A 16810-nucleotide genomic window follows, 5' to 3' on the forward strand; every position below is an offset into this window, starting at 1 on the left:
CACCAGGACAGTAAATAAGTACTGTAGATTAGTACTGGAGCTCAGCACTGATAGTAAGCGGCAGTAAATTGTTGTTTCAAATAAGATGAGAAATTAACAATTTACTGCCGCGTTTTATTATCAATTAGTTCGTATACATAACAGTAGCTAATTTATTAATTGAATATCGCCTAACTATTTTGTAAAACAAATAAATTAAACCTAGTTTCCCGTAAATTCATCAAAAAGTCATGAATTTTTTTGCGCCTGTCGGTATAATTTAACCATGAATTGAATATATATTTGTTAGTTCTGAAGGTAAGTTTTATGCGCAAAGTGGCTGAGATAATTACTAAAAGATATAAGCTGGTTTTAATATTGTCTTTAGTAGTGGCAATAGCTTGCTTAGCCATGACTTTGACCGTCAAAGTTAATTATAATTTGGTTGAATACTTACCGAGTGATGCAGATTCAACGCGAGCCATCAAGATTATGCGGGATGAATTTGGCAGCGGTATACCTAATGCTGATTTCTACATGCCCGATATTGATTTGCAACAGGCCGTCAGTTTGAAAGAACGGCTCAGAGAAATCCCGGGGGTGCAGGCCGTCTATTGGCTTGACGACAGCTGGGATATAAGCAAACCGCTTGAGCTTGCGCCGTCAGACCTACTAAATAATTTCTATAAAGATAATGGAGCTCGATTTATTGTAACGGCTTCTACGGCTGACAGCCTGGGTACAACAGCGGCTTTGCAAGCTTTGGCTGGCAAAAACGGAGCTGTAAGCGGCGATTTGGTCAATTTGGCGGCCGCACAAAAAAGTTCAGCTGATGAGATCATGAAAATATTTTGGTTGATTTTGCCGACGGCTTTGATAATTCTGGCCTTGGCCACGACTTCATTTGTTGAGCCAGTGCTGCTTTTGCTGTGCATACTTTTTGCGGTTCTCCTTAATATGGGAACAAATATATTTTTTAAAAATATATCATTCCTTACTAATTCGGTTGCACCAATTTTGCAGATGGCGGTTTCTATGGACTATGCTATTTTCCTACTGCATAAGTATGAATCATACAAGCAAGCTGGAATGGGGGATCGTGAAGCTTTGATTGCCGCTGTGCCGAAGGCAAGTGTTGCTGTTTTGTCGTCGTCATTGACCACTATATTCGGATTTTTGGCTCTGCTGTTTATGCGTTTCCGCATCGGGGCTGACTTAGGTATAGTATTGGCAAAAGGTGTATTATTCAGTCTATTGTCGGTAATAATATTTTTCCCGGCTTTGATCATGCTTACAGGAAAGTTGATTTTTAAGCTGCAGCATCGCCCTCTTTTGCCAAAATTCAATATTTTTTCAAAGGTTGTGCTGAAATTACGTCTGCCTTTCCTGATTTTGGTCTTTTTATTGGCGGTTCCAGCATATCTGGCTCAGTCTAATTTAGATTTTCGCTATGGTATGGACGGCTTAAAAGACAATTCACGGGAAGCACATGACCGGGAAGTTATCACCGAAGCTTTCGGCAAAGCAAAACAGCTGGCCGTCGTCGTGCCGCGCGGCAACTTGGCTAAGGAGAACGAGCTTGAACAGAAATTGCAAAAAATTCCGGAAATTACTTCGATAATCAGCTATAACAATCAAGTAAGCCGGGCAATACCCCAGGATTTTGTGCCGCCGAAAAAATTGAGTCAGTTACTTTCCCCGCACTACGCCCGCCTTATTTTGACCACATCTATGCCGGCTGAAGGGAAAAAGACCTTTGAGGTGATGAGCCGCATTAAGGCGGAGACCAAGGCAGTGTTTGGAGATTCCGCTACGGTGGCTGGCGAAGCTGCCAGCATGCTGGATATGCGTAATACGGTCAGTCGGGATACACTTATTGTCAACGGCTTGGCCATTTTGGCCATTGGGCTAGTTTTGGTGGCGGCCTTTAGATCATGGTCAATCCCTCTCATGCTTTTGCTGACTATTGAAAGTTCTATATGGATAAATCTGGCTGTACCGTATTTTGAAGATCTGCGCTTAAGCTTTATAGGTTATTTGGTGATTAGCACTGTACAGCTTGGTGCAACTGTAGACTACGGCATCCTGTTTGTGCAAAACTACATCGAATTGCGTCAAAAGTATTCCAAACGACAAGCTTTGCTTGAGACAGTTCGACAGACAGCTCCAAGTCTATTGCCTCCGGCAATGATTCTAATTGCTGCCGGAATTTTTTTGAGTACCGTATCATCTATGGATATTATTCGTGAACTTGGCACAGTTTTGGCTCGAGGAGCATTTTTATCATTACTGAACGTTTTAGTATTTTTGCCGGGGTTCCTCTACTACTTTGACAGGTTTGCCCGAGGGGGATTTATAGGAAGGAAGATGAGAAATGCGTATCAATTTAAAAAATAAATTGTTAAATAAATCTTTATCTGTGTCTGTGGCTTTGATAATTTTATTCAGCCAGATCGGTAGCTTTACAGTTTGGGCTGAATATGGCGGCAAAGCGGCTGCAGTGAAAAAGGAAACGGAAAACCAACCCGAAAAAGATGAAATTATATATGCCAAATTGGCAACGGACGGTACTTTAACTAATGCCTATGCGGTTAATCGTTTTCTCATCAAGCAAGAACGCTCGGTGGTTGACTACGGTATTTATGACCAGGTAATTAACTTGACTGACCAGCGAGATTTAGAACGTCAAGGCGATCGTGTTGTTTTTAAAGGAAAACCTGGGGCATTTTTCTACCAAGGCAACTTGGGGCGTAGACCTATGCCATGGGATTTTAAGCTGACTTATCGCCTAAATGGCAAAGATATGGCACCGCAGGATATAGTTGATCATGACGGACAACTTACGATAATGATTGAGATAAAGCGTAACAAATCTGAAAAAGAGTTTGCTCGTTTCCATAGATCTTTTATGCTTCAGACAACGGTAAAGCTGCATGGCGAAAATGTTGAAATTATTAATGCAGCACAAGCCACACCGTCGTTTGCTGGGAGCAAAAAACAGTTGAATTATATATTGTTCCCGAACACGGATGCAAAATACGTAATTAATGCTAAAGGCGAAAAATGGCAAATTGAACCAGTACAAATAGCCGGCATACCATATAAACTTGACCCGGGAATTAAGCTGCCTAACGCGAAAGAGATAGCCAAACAGTTTGCTCCTTTGCACACGGGTCTAGCGCAGCTTGCCGATGGTATGAGGCAACTTGCGGATGGGATAAATGAAGGCCAAAATGGTGTTGCTGAATTGGATGATGGTATGCATCGCTTGGCTGATAACGGTTATAAAATATCCGACGGCATATATAGTTTGGCGAACGGCCTTAATACGCTAGATAATGGCATGGGTCAATTTTCTGACGGGTTGCAGCAGCTGGCTGATGGCAGCGGAGAACTTGCCGGCGGCATTCGTATGATGAATGATGAACTGGATAAAGTTGTTTCTCCGGAAAATTTGGACAAATTGGGTAAGACTATCAAAAGAATAATTGATGATTTAAAGAAAGTTTTGGGCGATTTTTTACCGCCGGATAATGCGAGTCTACGGGAAATGAAGAAAACTGTTTCTGAGCGGTTACCGGATCTAAAAAATTGGGCCAAAAACTTAAATGCATGGCAAACCAAACTTTCGGAGTTGGATAATAGCTTAGCGGCAATGAATGCTTTGCAGACGGCGGATAAGACCGGTGCAGCTGTGGTAACCTCGACGGCGGCTGATGCTGATCTGGCGGAGCTGAAGGGTATGTTGAATGAGCTGAAACAGAAAGTGGCGGCGAACACAGAAACGACTACTATAACGGTGAAGTCGGCAGCGGGAAATGACAAAGTTGCGTCAGCGGTTAGTGATAAGCCGGCAGCAACGAACGAAAAATCTGTGTCAGATAGTAACGAAAAGTCAGTAGCAGTGGATGAGCAGGGCGCGGTAAAGGTCAACAATACTGTTCCTGCTAATGACAAAGCGATGGCACCGGTAGAGGCACCAAAAGCTCTGCTCAATGAACAGCCATCTCAGACGGACACGCAACACTACGCTACCCATACAATAAAATCTATTGATCCGCAAATTAATGCTTTGATCGCTAAAATCGAACAACAAGTGGGCAAGTTAGAAGAAGCGGTAAAAATTGAACGCCAAGAAAGCAATAAAATGCGCCAGGCTGAACATGCCAAAGTAGAAAAACTGACAGCGATGGCGGCAAAAGTACGGAACATAAGCTCCGAGTTGCGAAAAAATTCCGATGAAATGAGTAAGTTTTCGCTCGACGAACTATTAAAACAGGTTGAGAAGACGTTAAATTCCGTAGACAAATACCTAAACGGCGGTAACGATATAAGTGAGGTTCTCGGCAACCTACGTGAATTACGTAAGTATTTAAATAAGGACTTTAACTTGAGTGAAGTAATAGACAAGCTTAAAGAATTCAAGTCAGGTGTCAGCAAATTGGCAGACGGTGCTGAACGATTACATGAGGGCGCGGTTAAGCTTAACGCTAATTTCGGCTTAATGTACAGCGGTGTTGGCCAAGCGGAAAAAGGAGCATGGCAACTGTATGGTGGATTTAACAGCTATCTAGACGGTGTTAACCAAGCCGCCGGCGGCGTAGATAAATTGAACGATGGCATGACAAAATTGGCGGGCGGCGCAACGGCCTTAGCTGATGGAAGCAAACTTGCCGCTGATAAAACCGCTGATCTGTCCCCAATTATTGAGCGCGAGATGAAAAAAATTACCGCTAATCTCATGCCGGAGAACTATAAAGCGGAATCGTTTATCAGCCAACACAATTTGACGATCCGCAGCGTGCAGTTCGTTTTTATGAGTGAAGAACCAGCTAAAGCGCCGGTTAGTCCTAAACCAGATGTTTCAGGTAGCAAAACTTTGTGGCAACGGCTGAAATCACTTTTCGGCCTTAAATAGTTTAGGTGACCGTAATTGTTTAATAACGCCGTTGAATCCGATAATTAAGCGACTGATCTTATGTAGTCCGTGACCGTTGAGATAAGCGATGATACGGCGTTTAAATGGTAAATTGCGAAAAGTCTGTGATGTTGCCCAGTCGGGGAACTTGTTCTTTACGTATAAGCGTATCGTTGCGATAACGTTGTTTTTTGCTCGATTGTGCATGATGGCGAGGCGATTGATAGTTGATATGAGCAAGGTGTCCAAATAGATATACTCATATTTTTCTCTTATTGCTGTCGGAAGCGGCTTGGGATATAGACTCTCAATGTAATTGCAAATAAAGAGAATGTCTAAATTTTGGAGGGCGTTATCGTTAAACATAGTAGAAACCGGCCGGCAATGACAGTTGTAAGTAGTACTTGTTGTGTAGGCGATGACCGGATTACGACTGAGCAAAGCATGAAAGAAACCGAAATCTTCATACCAACGGCCTTCTTGAAACCTTAAGTCGCCGATTAAATTACGCCGAAAAAGCTTGTTGCAGACGCTGGGGGTGATTTTAAAAGGATCGGTATTTGCAGCATAATCATGTCTAACGACGTTTTGTTTACTATAATAATCTGACATTGATGCACAAGCTATGCTTGCCCCATTTTTTTGGCAGCAGTTGTACAATTCTTCAATGAAATTCGGATCATACCAGTCATCACTGTCGATAAAGCCTATGTAGTTGCCCGAGGCGTGGGCGAGGCCGACATTTCTTGCGGCCGCTTGTCCGGCATTGCGTTGATGGAACACGATAATGTTAGGATATTCCGCGGCATACTTATCAATTAGTTCAGGACTGCGATCGGTTGAACCGTCGTCGATAATGATAAATTCATCAACCGACCTGGTTTGATGCAGGACGGAAAGAATACATTCTTCGAGTAATTCTTCGGTATTGTACGCAGCCAAAATGACAGAAAATTTATCCATAATTAAGCATCCTTACAGTTCATAATATTGAGTTGATGAGCCGCAATTCAACGGCCGTCTGGGGTTGGGCAAATAGGCCGATCCGACAATATATAAACATAAAGAAGATATAATAAAAGAGCTTTGGTTACAAAGCTCTTTTGGTCGGAGTGACTGGACTTGAACCAGCGGCCTCTTGGTCCCGAACCAAGCGCTCTACCACCTGAGCCACACCCCGTTAGCTCGTTAAGTCTAACACAGTTAACGTTACTATGCAAGAGGAAAAAATAATAATTTAGCTCTAAAGTATAGATGTTGAGCATATAAAATTTTTACTGGGCATGAATGGACGGCTGCATTCGAAGACATGTTACGTCGACCCGGAGAAATAAATAAGATTGCCAAAATCCATTGAAAAAAGAAAAAATGTGTTAATAAAATGTTTCCAATGAACAAATCTGCTTTATTTCAACTAACTTTTAGCTAAATTTCGCAAAAGTACTTGTCAAATTAACTAAAAATCATTATCATTGTCATAGATACATTTGGAGGTTAATCACATGAAAATCGCACTTTTGGCGGATACGCGCAAAAACGAGCTTTTGGTTAATTTTTGTATCGCATACAGCCATATACTCGCCAAACATGACTTGGTTTCTTTTTTTTCGACATCGCGTATTTTAGAAATTAACGTGAACTTGTCGGCTTCGGCATTGGTTGGAAACAGCGTAGCAGCTATGGGGCAATTGGCTTCACGGGCTATGTACAATGAATTGGATGCGATTATATATTTGCGCGATACACAACTCGGGGATAATGAGGATTGCAACGTTCTTTTCCGGGCTTGTGACGATAATAACATTCCGTATGCGACCAGCCTTGCATCAGCGGAAATACTGGTTTTGGCTATTGACCGCGGTGATCTGGATTGGCGCGAATTGATTTGAGTGCTGCGCTGCTTTAGACATGAAAGTTGAATTGGCCGGATTTGTTGAAATTCCGGCTTTTTTATGCTATCTTAGTTACGATATGTTGATGAAGACAAGTAGGTTTTGCCCGACCGGTTACAGAGAGATGACGGTGCTGTGAGTCATTACCGGATCAAAGCTGAATTTCACTTCGGAGTATCAATATATGCGATGAGCGCCGGCTTAAGCCGGAACTCGGGTGGTACCGCGGTAAATCCGTCCCGAACAGGGATGGTTTTTTTATGCGATAAATCAGCACTGGGAGGTTTAAATGTCCGATTTAATAGAACATCTTAAGGAGATGCGCGAAAGATATTACAGAGCTTTAGAATCTGCCGAATCGTTAAGCGATTTAGAGGCTATCCGTGTCAAACTGCTGGGTAAAAATGGGGAATTAACGGCTGTTTTACGTAGTATGGGCAAATTGAGTCCAGAAGAACGGCCTAAGGTTGGCGATCTAACCAACGGAATTAGGACAGCAATTGAAATAATGCTAAACAAGCAGAAGAATGTATTACGTCAAGAATCTCAAAAGAAGCAAATGCAAGATGAAATGATTGATATCACCATGCCAGGTGTAGGTCAAAGGCAAGCTACATCCCATCCGATTAGCAAAGTAATCGAAGCCATTGAAACTATTTTTATTGGCATGGGGTATTCGGTTGTCGAAGGCCCTGAAGTAGAGCTGAGTAGTTACAATTTTGACCGTTTGCGTATACCACAAGGCCATCCTGCCCGTTCGGCGCACGATACTTTTTATATAACTGACGACGTTCTGTTGCGCACCCAAACTTCTCCGGTTCAAATACGTGTTATGGAGCAACAAAAGCCGCCGATCAAGATAATCGCTCCGGGTAAAGTCTATCGCCCCGATACACCTGATGCCACGCACTCGCCAATTTTCCATCAAATTGAAGGCCTGGTTGTGGACAAAGGTGTTGCGATGAGTGATTTAGTGGGAACATTGAAACTTTTTGCGCAAAGGCTGTTCGGCGAAGATACGCAAATCCGCTTGCGGCCGCATCATTTCCCGTTTACTGAGCCTAGCTGTGAAGTTGATGTTACTTGTTGGAGTTGTGGCGGGCATGGCTGTCGAACCTGTAAAGGCGAAGGTTTTGTCGAAGTCTTGGGGGCCGGAATGGTGCATCCTTGGGTTTTGGAGCAGTCCGGTATTGATCCGGAGATTTATAGCGGTTTTGCGTTCGGTATAGGAGTTGAACGTACGGCGATGGCCAGATTCAATATTGAAGATATCCGCTATTTCTATGAAAATAATCTGCAGTTTTTGCGGCAATTTAAATAAGGAGGGGCAATATGTTAGCACCGATTGAATGGTTGAAGCAGCTGGTCGATGTTCCGGAAAATATACATGATTTTTGCAATCGGCTGACGCTTTCTGGTTCTAAAGTTGAAGGCGTAACTTGGTTCGGGGAAGATGTGTCGGGTGTTGTTACTGGTCGAATTGAAACAATAGAGAGGCATCCTAATGCAGATAAGTTAGTTATTTGTCAGGTGAATGTCGGCGAGCAAAAAAATTTACAAATTGTTACTGGAGCTTCCAATGTCAAGGTCAATGACATCGTCCCGGTTGCGTTGGATGGATCACATGTTAATGGGGGCAAGCAAATTAATACCGGCATGTTGCGCGGTGTAAAATCTGAGGGCATGCTTTGCTCTTTGGCTGAACTCGGTATTATGTCGGAATTGTTTCCGGAAGCCGTTACTGACGGAATCTTTATTTTGCCTGATGACTTAGCTCTTGGCGAGCCGGTACTCAAAGCATTGAAACTTGAGGGCGGAACGATTGAATTTGAAATAACTTCCAACCGCCCGGACTGCTATTCAATTGAAGGTCTGGCGCGGGAAGCTGCCATAACCTACCGGCATGAATTCCATTTGCCGGAGCCGGAGGTGAAAGCTGACGGTCTCAATAGGACTTCGGATGCCTTGAAAGTTACGGTTGCGGAGCCTGCCCTGTGTTCACGCTATTGTGCTGTGCGCATTGATAAAGTTAAAATTGAACCTTCACCTTTATGGATGCGGCGTCGCTTGGCTATGTCTGGGGTCCGCCCGATAAATAACATTGTGGACATAACAAATTATGTGATGTTGGAGTTGGGACAGCCAATGCATGCGTTCTCCGCTGATTGTATTAGAGGGGGAGAAATTACCGTACGTCGTGCCGCCGGGCAGGAAACCTTTACCACTTTGGATGACAAAAAATATGTCTTGGATGACAGTATGCTTGTCATTGCGGATAAAGCGGGGGCTGTAGCACTGGCCGGTATAATGGGCGGTGCAAATTCTTGTATTAATCCGGGTACGGATACGGTGATTTTTGAAGCAGCCTGTTTTGCGCCTGATTCGGTGCGACAAACAGCGAGTGCCTTGGGCATCAGGACGGAATCTTCCGCTAGGTTTGAACGAATTGTTGATGGATGGAAAACGCTGCGTGCTTTGAAACGTGCTTGTGAATTGGTCGAAAAGTTGGGCTGTGGCCTTGTTTCATCTGATTTTATAGATATCAATAATCTGCCGTCCACGAAGCCACATATTAAATTGGATTTTAATCGCGTTAATACTTTTTTGGGATTACAGTTGGCAACTTCGGAAATGATCGCAACGTTGGAGGCTGTAGGCTGTAATTTGACGGTTGATTCGGGAAATTTGACGGCTGATGTTGTCGCACCGAGCTTTAGGCCGGATCTCGAAGGCTTTGCCGATTTGGCGGAGGAAGTTGCCCGTTTTCATGACTATAACAATATTCCGCCTACCTTGCTGCCGGCAGCGGAAACGACGGTCGGCGGCCGTAGCACTAAGCTTAATATTAAGCGTCTGATAGCTGAAATTATGATTTCGTCCGGTTTTTACGAAGCCTATACATATTCTTTCATGAGTGCGAAAGAACCGGATAGACTTGGTTTGGCACCTGATTCGCCGCTGCGGAAAATGTTGAAAATCCGTTACGCACCGGAAGACACTTCCTGTCTTAGGACAACTCCTTTACCGGCCTTGCTAAATATTGCTCATAATAACAGCTCTAGAGCTGAGGAGTCCGCCGGTCTGTTTGAGATAATGCGTTGCTATCATCCGGTAGATGGGCAGAAATTACCTAACGAACGGGAAGTGGTGGCGGCAATTGTTTACGACAACACGACTGCTAAGGATAATGGTCGGCTGTTCTATGAACTTAAACACATTGTTGAAGAGATTTCTCAGCAAACCGGTATTAAGGACGTTGAATTTTTGTCTCTAGCAGCGTCGAGTGAGGTTAATGCTCCGGCGGAAGCTCCTTGCTTCCACCCTTATCGTTCAGCTAGTTTGGTTGTCAATCGTAAATCATTTGGCCTGATAGGTTATCTGCATCCGGATATTGCTGAAACATATGATCTACCGCGCTGCACCGCTGTCTTGCTCCTCGATTTGGCAACAGTGGTTGAATTGCACAATTTTAAGCGTACGCAAAAACCTTTGCCTAAGTATCCGGCGGTTACGCGTGACTTGGCGGTTGTGGTTGACCGTTCTACTCCGGTCGGAGAGATAGAAAAAAATATTTATGCTCACTCTGAAGACCTTCTGGCCGAACTGGCGTTATTTGATGTCTATGAGGGCAAAAATTTGGGTCATGATAAGAAGTCGGTTGCTTTCAGTCTAAAATTCCGTTCGCAGACTGGAACACTTAATGATGCTGCGATAAACCCGATAATGAATCGAATAATTGAGGCGTTGCATGAAACTTTGCATGCTGAACTGCGGCAATAAAAAATCTTCTGATGCGCAGCGTTGAGGGCTGTGCGCGATATATGAAACAATTGACGGCATAACAGAAATAATCTGTTGTGCCGTTTTTTTATTGCGCTGATTAGCAGGAAGTTTTCACGGAAATCTAGCCGAACGAAGTCGGGCGAGCGATCGTGAATTGTCGTAATTTGTTGTCATTTGTTGAAATTTGTCGGCTGCAAAAAATCTTTTCTCAGGTAAATTGTCAGTAAGAAATTAAACTACGCCAGGCGCAGGAGAAAGGATTTAATATGGCCAACAGTTTGGAAGCTGCATTAGTTACAACGGCAATTCTATTCGTTTTTATCTTGTTTATATTTCAGGGGCCGGCCTGCTTTAAGCAATTGGAAAGCTATGTTGCCGGAGAACTACGTTTTGCTGCCGAATGGACGGAAAACGGGCCGATAATCGAATTTACTTCCTACAAAGGACGAAGAAATGTCAAAACACGGCCGGAGCGATTGATTGCGTTGGTTGATTTGACCCAGGACTTAGCGAGGCAGGGATATGAAAAATTCCATTAAAACATTTATTCAAGACTCCCGCGCGGCAGTTACGCTGTTGGCAACGATTACAACCTCCGGGATACTAATTTTCGCTTTAATTATGCACCAAATAGCCGGCCTGCGTATTTTTCAAGTTGAAGTCGGCGAGGCGTTGTCAGTGCAAACCGGAGTCACTATGGCAAAATTTGACCGCACTTTAGAAGAACGCTACGGATTGTGGGGGATTCGAGCCGAGGCCGCTAACACGGCGATATTCGACCGAATTACCAAAGATATTGCGCGCATGCCTTTGCTGCCGCCTACCAAGGTGACTGCCACGACAGACTGCACCGATCCTTTGAGCGAAGCGGAATTTGCTAAACCGCAAATCCATGCATATATGCGTTTGCGTGCACCTGTTGGCCTAGTTAAAGAAATTTACGAGCGAGTCCAGAGCGCCAAACATGCAATTACGCCAAACCTTAAGCAAGGAAAGAGTAAGCTTGGTGTTGCTAAAGATGCATGGCAGCGGCACCGGAAAAGTATCCTTGATTTTAAAGACAAGGCGATTCCTTCAAAAGTTCGTCCTTTCCTTGAGCCGGTATTCAAATTTTTAGCGATGGAAGAAAATGAAGCCGGCGGTGAAAGCTGGCAAAAAGTATTGGCGCAAATGAGCAATGTGGAAAATGCTTTGAGCATCAATTCTATACCTGTTTATGATGCTTTACTCGTTAACGAGTATGCTATAGACAGCTTCAGTAATGCGGCCGGCAAGTTTGGCGAATCGACCACTTTTGGCAAAACCTGGGGCGGTTTCAGCAAAGCCGCTTTAAAAACTGTAACCCCTTATGAAGTTGAATATATAATTACAGGGATAGAAGACAAGGAAAAAGCCGCTAAACGGGTTAAATTATATTTAAGACTTTTGCGCTGGGTTCAACATATTATCGGTATATACAGTAAACCGATGAAAAGAGCTGTTTATCGCACTGCCGCCATAGCAACAACCGCCTTGGTTTTTGCCTTTTCAGGCGGAACCGTATATATACCGTCTGCTGTTTTTGAAGCAATTTTTATTGCAGTCAGGGCATTTACGAAATCCGGCAAGGATGTGAAAACCTTGCTGGCCGGGAAAACGGTTCCTTTGCAACCCGGATATAACGAAGTAATACAGGTGTATTATAAAGACTTTTTGCGGCTGTTTTTATTGCCAGTAAGTGAAGATAATAAGGTTAAACGTGCGGTCGAATTGATTGAGGCTAATCTGTCCGGGCATTTTTTTACCGGCGTAGTTGTAAATGCCGATATTACTTGCGGGAGGTGGCAAGGTGGCAGGGTTGGAAGGAAGGAGAACTATGAGTTACTACGAGCAAAAAAATGAGAGGTGGAAGCATAAGGCTTTGAACGGTAGTGTGACTTTGGAAGCGGCTATAGTTACACCTGTGCTTATTATCACACTGTTGGTAATGATTCTTACTCTTTACGCTCGCAGCGCAATGTTTTGTTGGCAGGCTGCCGCCAATAAGATGGCACAAGAGCAGAAATTGGCCTTTGTTTTAGCTTCTAGCGCGGTAAATTTAACCGGATTGAATGAAGCGGCGAACAGACAGCTTAACGAAATACCGGCGGTATGGCGCAGTCAAGTAGTTAACCTCGGTACTACGATAATGACAGGGCGGTATTTGGGCGGTCAAGTTAATAAATGGTTTGACAGAACCACCGGCGGGTCTCGGTTGCTTGGAAAACTTATTCGCAATCGAAAATTTTATGTGGAAAAAGATGCGGAAAATAACGTACTTTGGCTGAACAGCTATTATAGTATCCCACTTGGTTTGGGCACGATAAAAGGTCAAGCACATACGCCTATTCCTTTGTGGACAGGCATAGATAATTTAAACGAGGAGGAAGACGAAAGCAAATCTGATGATAATTCCAAAAATTTTTGGGACTGGCACAATTTTAAAAGAGGTGCCTATTTACGTGAACAAAACGGTGGCAATCTGCCGCACAATTATCCTGTTATATCGCGTTTCAAATCAGGCGAAGCCACAATGATAAAAAGTATTGACCTGACAGCACCAACGTGGCAGAATCCAGATAACATAACTGAACAAGCTAGTCGAATGGTCAAAAATTTAGCCGGATTTAACGGAACCCCGGAACTTTGGGGAAAAGATCGCATCAGCATCCGAAATGGCGATATAAAATCTCGTAAAATTATTATAGTTGTCCCGGAAAATAGTCCACCACAAGCTTTGGCCGCATTAAGAAATGCTTTGGCAGCCGGGGCCGGACAGGGTGTTTTTTATGAAATTATTCAATCGGAAATCAGCCGAAAATACACCAAGCCGAAAGTCTGATCATTCCGCTGGTGGGATGAAATTATCACTGATTACCCACAAACTATAATTATTTGCTTGTAAGCTGTGAAATTCTAATGTAATATTATATAAGTAAAATTTTGCCGATGTGAATTAATCATAATAGGAAGTATAGTCATGAATTTATTGAATAAAATTTTCGGTACTCATAGTGAACGTGAAATTAAGCGCATAATGCCGTTGGTAACGGCTGTTGAAGCTAAAGAAGATGAATATCGCCAACTTAGTGACCATGAATTGCGTGGACGCACGGAATGGCTGCGCGACCGCTTAAAGGCCGGGGAAACGTTAGATGATATTTTGCCAGATGCCTTTGCTACAATCCGTGAAGCGGCCTGGCGAGTGCTAGGAATGCGTCATTATCGGGTGCAGATTATCGGTGGTATTGTTTTGCACCAGGGACGTATTGCGGAGATGAAAACCGGTGAAGGTAAAACCTTGGTGGCGACATTGCCAGTTTATTTAAATGCCCTTACCGGACAAGGCGTTCACGTAGTTACGGTCAATGATTATTTGGCCACCCGTGACTCGGAGTGGATGGGTAAGGTTTATACATACCTAGGACTCACCGTCGGTTTGATTGTTCATGGTTTGGATAATGATGCGCGGCGGCAAGCTTATGCTTCAGATATCGTTTACGGTACAAATAATGAGTTCGGCTTTGATTATTTGCGTGATAACATGGTTACGCATAAGAGTGAAATGGTGCAGCGGGAATTACAATTTGCGATTGTCGATGAGGTGGACTCAATTTTGATTGACGAAGCGCGAACCCCTTTAATTATATCTGGCCAAGGCGAAGCATCGACAGATATGTATAAAAAGGTCAACAGCTTTGTCACGACCCTCAAACCGTTTGTAGTTGCAGAAACTGATAGCAAGGAAGACCAGGATGAACTGGCCGGCGATGCCGATTATATTGTTGATGAGAAGGCCAAGACGGCGGTTATGACTCGCAACGGGGTAAGTAAGGCTGAACAATACTTCCAAGTTAATAACTTGGCCGATGAGGAAAACTACGACTTGCAACATTATATAAATAATGCGTTAAAAGCTCATGGCACTATGCATCGTGATGATCAGTACGTTGTGCAAGACGGCGAAGTTATTATTGTCGATGACTTTACCGGACGCTTGATGTACGGTCGCCGCTACAGTGACGGCTTGCATCAGGCTATTGAAGCCAAAGAAGGTGTAAAAGTAGAGAATGAGAGTAAAACATTGGCTACGATTACTTTTCAGAATTATTTCCGCATGTATGCTAAACTTTCCGGTATGACCGGTACGGCCTTAACGGAAGAAGATGAGTTCAGAAGTATTTACAGTTTGGATGTAATTTGCATTCCTACCAATCGTCCGATTGCTCGGTTGGATGAACATGATAGCATATATAAAACTGAACGCGGCAAATATAAGGCTATTATAGAAGAGGTCAAGAAAGTTCATGCACAAGGCCAGCCGGTGCTTATCGGTACAGTTTCTGTTGAAAAATCAGAGCTGTTGTCGGATCTGTTTACTCGCGTTGGGATAAAACACAATGTCTTAAACGCCAAACAGCATCAACGTGAAGCGGAGATTGTTGCTCAGGCCGGACGCTATGGAGCGGTAACCATTTCCACGAACATGGCTGGACGTGGTACGGATATTCTGCTCGGCGGTAATCCGGAATATATGGCTAAAGCTGAGTTGCGAAAACAAGGATTTGAGCCGGAGTTAGTTGAGCAATCTACAACTCATAATGAGACTGACGATCCTTTGATTTTGGATATCCGCCAGCGTTATCAGGAACTGGAAAAAAACTTCTCTGACAGTATTAAAGACGAAAAAGATAAAGTTATAAAAGCTGGAGGACTGTACATACTAGGCACGGAAAGGCATGAATCACGCCGCATCGACAACCAATTGCGCGGACGTGCCGGCCGTCAAGGTGATCCGGGTAAGTCCAAATTTTACCTTTCGTTAGAAGATGATTTGTTGCGTCTTTTTGGCGGCGATAGAATGACTAAATTGTTTAACAGTTTGGGTGTCGATGAAGACATGGAACTGCAAAACAGAATGCTGAGTAAACAAATAGAAAATGCTCAGAAAAAAGTTGAAGGCCGCAACTTTGGTATCCGTAAGCATGTGCTTGAATATGATGATGTTATGAACAAGCAACGTGAAGTGATTTATGCTCAACGTCGGCGTGTATTGGAAGGCGAAGACTTACAGGATACATATCGCAATATGATTGAAAGCACCCTTAAACGAGTGTTTGCCAAATACTGCAATCCTGATGAGCCGGCTGAAGAGTGGGAGATAAGCGGACTTACCGCCAATCTTTTGGACATTACAGGCCCGATTGATCCAGTCCTGAAGTTAAAAGAATTAATTGCCCAAAACAACACTTTGGACGAAATAATTGACATTACCGTTCAAGCTGCCTTAGATCGTTATGCTTCGCGTGAAGATGAGCTTGGTTCACCTGAGCTGATGCGTGAAATAGAACGTGTGATTCTTTTGCGTTCGGTTGATCAAAAATGGATGGATCATATTGACTTAATGGATGACCTGCGCGATTCGATCGGTATGCGCAGTTATGCACAGCACGATCCAGTCATGGAGTACAAGATGGAAGGCTTCCAAATGTTTGAAGAGATGAATAATTCGATTCAGGAGGCCGCCGTCCGTATGATTCTGCGAGCTAATTTCCGCCCGGAGGAGCCAATTAGACGTGAAAATTCATTGCGCCGGATAGAAGAACATAAAGCTGCTGAAAGCTCCTTCGCGGAGGCGAAAGCCGCCGCTGGACAGTCGGAACGTCAAGGTGAAGTGAACAAGGATGCAAATCACAAGCCGCTTATACGTGATAAAAATAAAGTCGGTCGTAACGATCCCTGCCCATGTGGTAGCGGTAAAAAATATAAAAATTGTTGCGGGCGCGGTTAAAAAGTTGGTAGGGGGCGTCATGCTGTTACTCTTGCGTGGGCCAGTTGAGGAAAGGGTTGTTTGGCCGTTCCACATTCTATGCGCCCTGCGCACTGTCCCGCACCGTCTCGCATCGTCCTGCGTCCCATTCCTACTTTTCCGTCTTACCAATCTGGTTTAATACTGAAGGATGATTCTATCACAGATCGGGACATTTTCATTTGTGGTATATCAGGACATTATCATTTGTGTCTCATAAATGCGCGGTCAAGTTGAATTTTAGGTGTTGACAAAAGAAAATAAATGGTGTATATTTTGCTAGTACGATTTGCCGGCGTGATGGAATTGGCAGACGTAGTGGACTCAAAATCCACCGGTGGTGACACCGTGCCGGTTCGAGTCCGGCCGCCGGCACCAAGCCAACTTCTGAGGAAGTTGGCTTTTTTATTT

At 43.8% G+C, this 16810-nt stretch carries 10 protein-coding genes, 2 tRNA genes and 1 other annotated feature; of the genes, 10 read left to right on the top strand and 2 right to left on the bottom strand.

Going from position 1 to position 16810, the window contains the following annotated elements; translation table 11 throughout:
• Positions 1 to 306: 306 nt before the first annotated feature.
• Together HMPREF0868_RS02960 and HMPREF0868_RS02965 are read left to right on the top strand one after the other, a co-directional pair.
• Positions 307 to 2376: an efflux RND transporter permease subunit gene (locus HMPREF0868_RS02960; protein ID WP_041705664.1), complete on the top strand. Its 2070-nt coding sequence runs from the start codon at positions 307 to 309 to the stop codon at positions 2374 to 2376.
• Complete coding sequence (locus HMPREF0868_RS02965; RefSeq protein WP_012993217.1) at positions 2354 to 4897, top strand: YhgE/Pip domain-containing protein; 2544 nt, start codon at positions 2354 to 2356, stop codon at positions 4895 to 4897. The genes HMPREF0868_RS02960 and HMPREF0868_RS02965 overlap by 23 nt, the downstream gene beginning before the upstream one ends.
• Here the strand turns inward: HMPREF0868_RS02965 and HMPREF0868_RS07870 are convergent.
• Both HMPREF0868_RS07870 and HMPREF0868_RS02975 read right to left on the bottom strand, forming a co-directional pair.
• Positions 4877 to 5860, bottom strand: a complete 984-nt coding sequence (locus tag HMPREF0868_RS07870; protein WP_012993218.1) for a glycosyltransferase family 2 protein — start codon at positions 5858 to 5860, stop codon at positions 4877 to 4879. The genes HMPREF0868_RS02965 and HMPREF0868_RS07870 overlap by 21 nt on opposite strands.
• A 141-nt stretch (positions 5861 to 6001) precedes the next feature.
• A tRNA-Pro gene (locus tag HMPREF0868_RS02975) sits at positions 6002 to 6077 on the bottom strand.
• 322 nt (positions 6078 to 6399) lie between these two features.
• On the opposite strand from HMPREF0868_RS02975, the gene HMPREF0868_RS02980 reads away from it, so the two are divergent.
• The 8 genes from HMPREF0868_RS02980 to HMPREF0868_RS03015 all read left to right on the top strand — a co-directional run bounded on the left by HMPREF0868_RS02980 (position 6400) and on the right by HMPREF0868_RS03015 (position 16777).
• A complete protein-coding gene (locus HMPREF0868_RS02980; protein WP_012993219.1) occupies positions 6400 to 6786 on the top strand; it encodes a methylglyoxal synthase in 387 nt (128 codons plus the stop codon).
• Between the two features lie 76 nt (positions 6787 to 6862).
• Positions 6863 to 7034, top strand: a binding site (T-box leader).
• 44 nt (positions 7035 to 7078) lie between these two features.
• Entirely contained in the window at positions 7079 to 8110 is a 1032-nt protein-coding gene (gene pheS / locus HMPREF0868_RS02985; protein WP_012993220.1) for a phenylalanine--tRNA ligase subunit alpha, read from the top strand.
• 11 nt (positions 8111 to 8121) lie between these two features.
• Positions 8122 to 10569 carry a phenylalanine--tRNA ligase subunit beta gene (gene pheT / locus HMPREF0868_RS02990; protein ID WP_012993221.1) on the top strand — a complete coding sequence of 816 codons (2448 nt, stop codon included), beginning with the start codon at positions 8122 to 8124 and terminating at the stop codon, positions 10567 to 10569.
• A gap of 269 nt (positions 10570 to 10838) precedes the next feature.
• On the top strand, positions 10839 to 11111 hold the full coding sequence (locus tag HMPREF0868_RS02995; RefSeq protein WP_012993222.1) for a hypothetical protein: 273 nt from the start codon (positions 10839 to 10841) through the stop codon (positions 11109 to 11111).
• Positions 11095 to 12453, top strand: a complete 1359-nt coding sequence (locus HMPREF0868_RS03000) for a DUF5702 domain-containing protein (RefSeq protein ID WP_012993223.1) — start codon at positions 11095 to 11097, stop codon at positions 12451 to 12453. Before HMPREF0868_RS02995 ends, HMPREF0868_RS03000 begins: the two co-directional genes overlap by 17 nt.
• Positions 12428 to 13432 (top strand): endonuclease toxin domain-containing protein, encoded by a 1005-nt coding sequence (locus tag HMPREF0868_RS03005; protein ID WP_012993224.1) that lies wholly within the window; start codon positions 12428 to 12430, stop codon positions 13430 to 13432. The genes HMPREF0868_RS03000 and HMPREF0868_RS03005 overlap by 26 nt, the downstream gene beginning before the upstream one ends.
• 138 nt (positions 13433 to 13570) lie before the next feature.
• A complete protein-coding gene (gene secA, locus HMPREF0868_RS03010; protein ID WP_012993225.1) occupies positions 13571 to 16381 on the top strand; it encodes a preprotein translocase subunit SecA in 2811 nt (936 codons plus the stop codon).
• 309 nt (positions 16382 to 16690) lie between these two features.
• Positions 16691 to 16777, top strand: a tRNA-Leu gene (locus HMPREF0868_RS03015).
• The last annotated feature ends 33 nt before the right edge of the window (positions 16778 to 16810 follow it).

Origin of the sequence: Mageeibacillus indolicus UPII9-5, from assembly GCF_000025225.2 — a bacterium.
Taxonomy (GTDB): domain Bacteria; phylum Bacillota; class Clostridia; order Saccharofermentanales; family Fastidiosipilaceae; genus Mageeibacillus; species Mageeibacillus indolicus.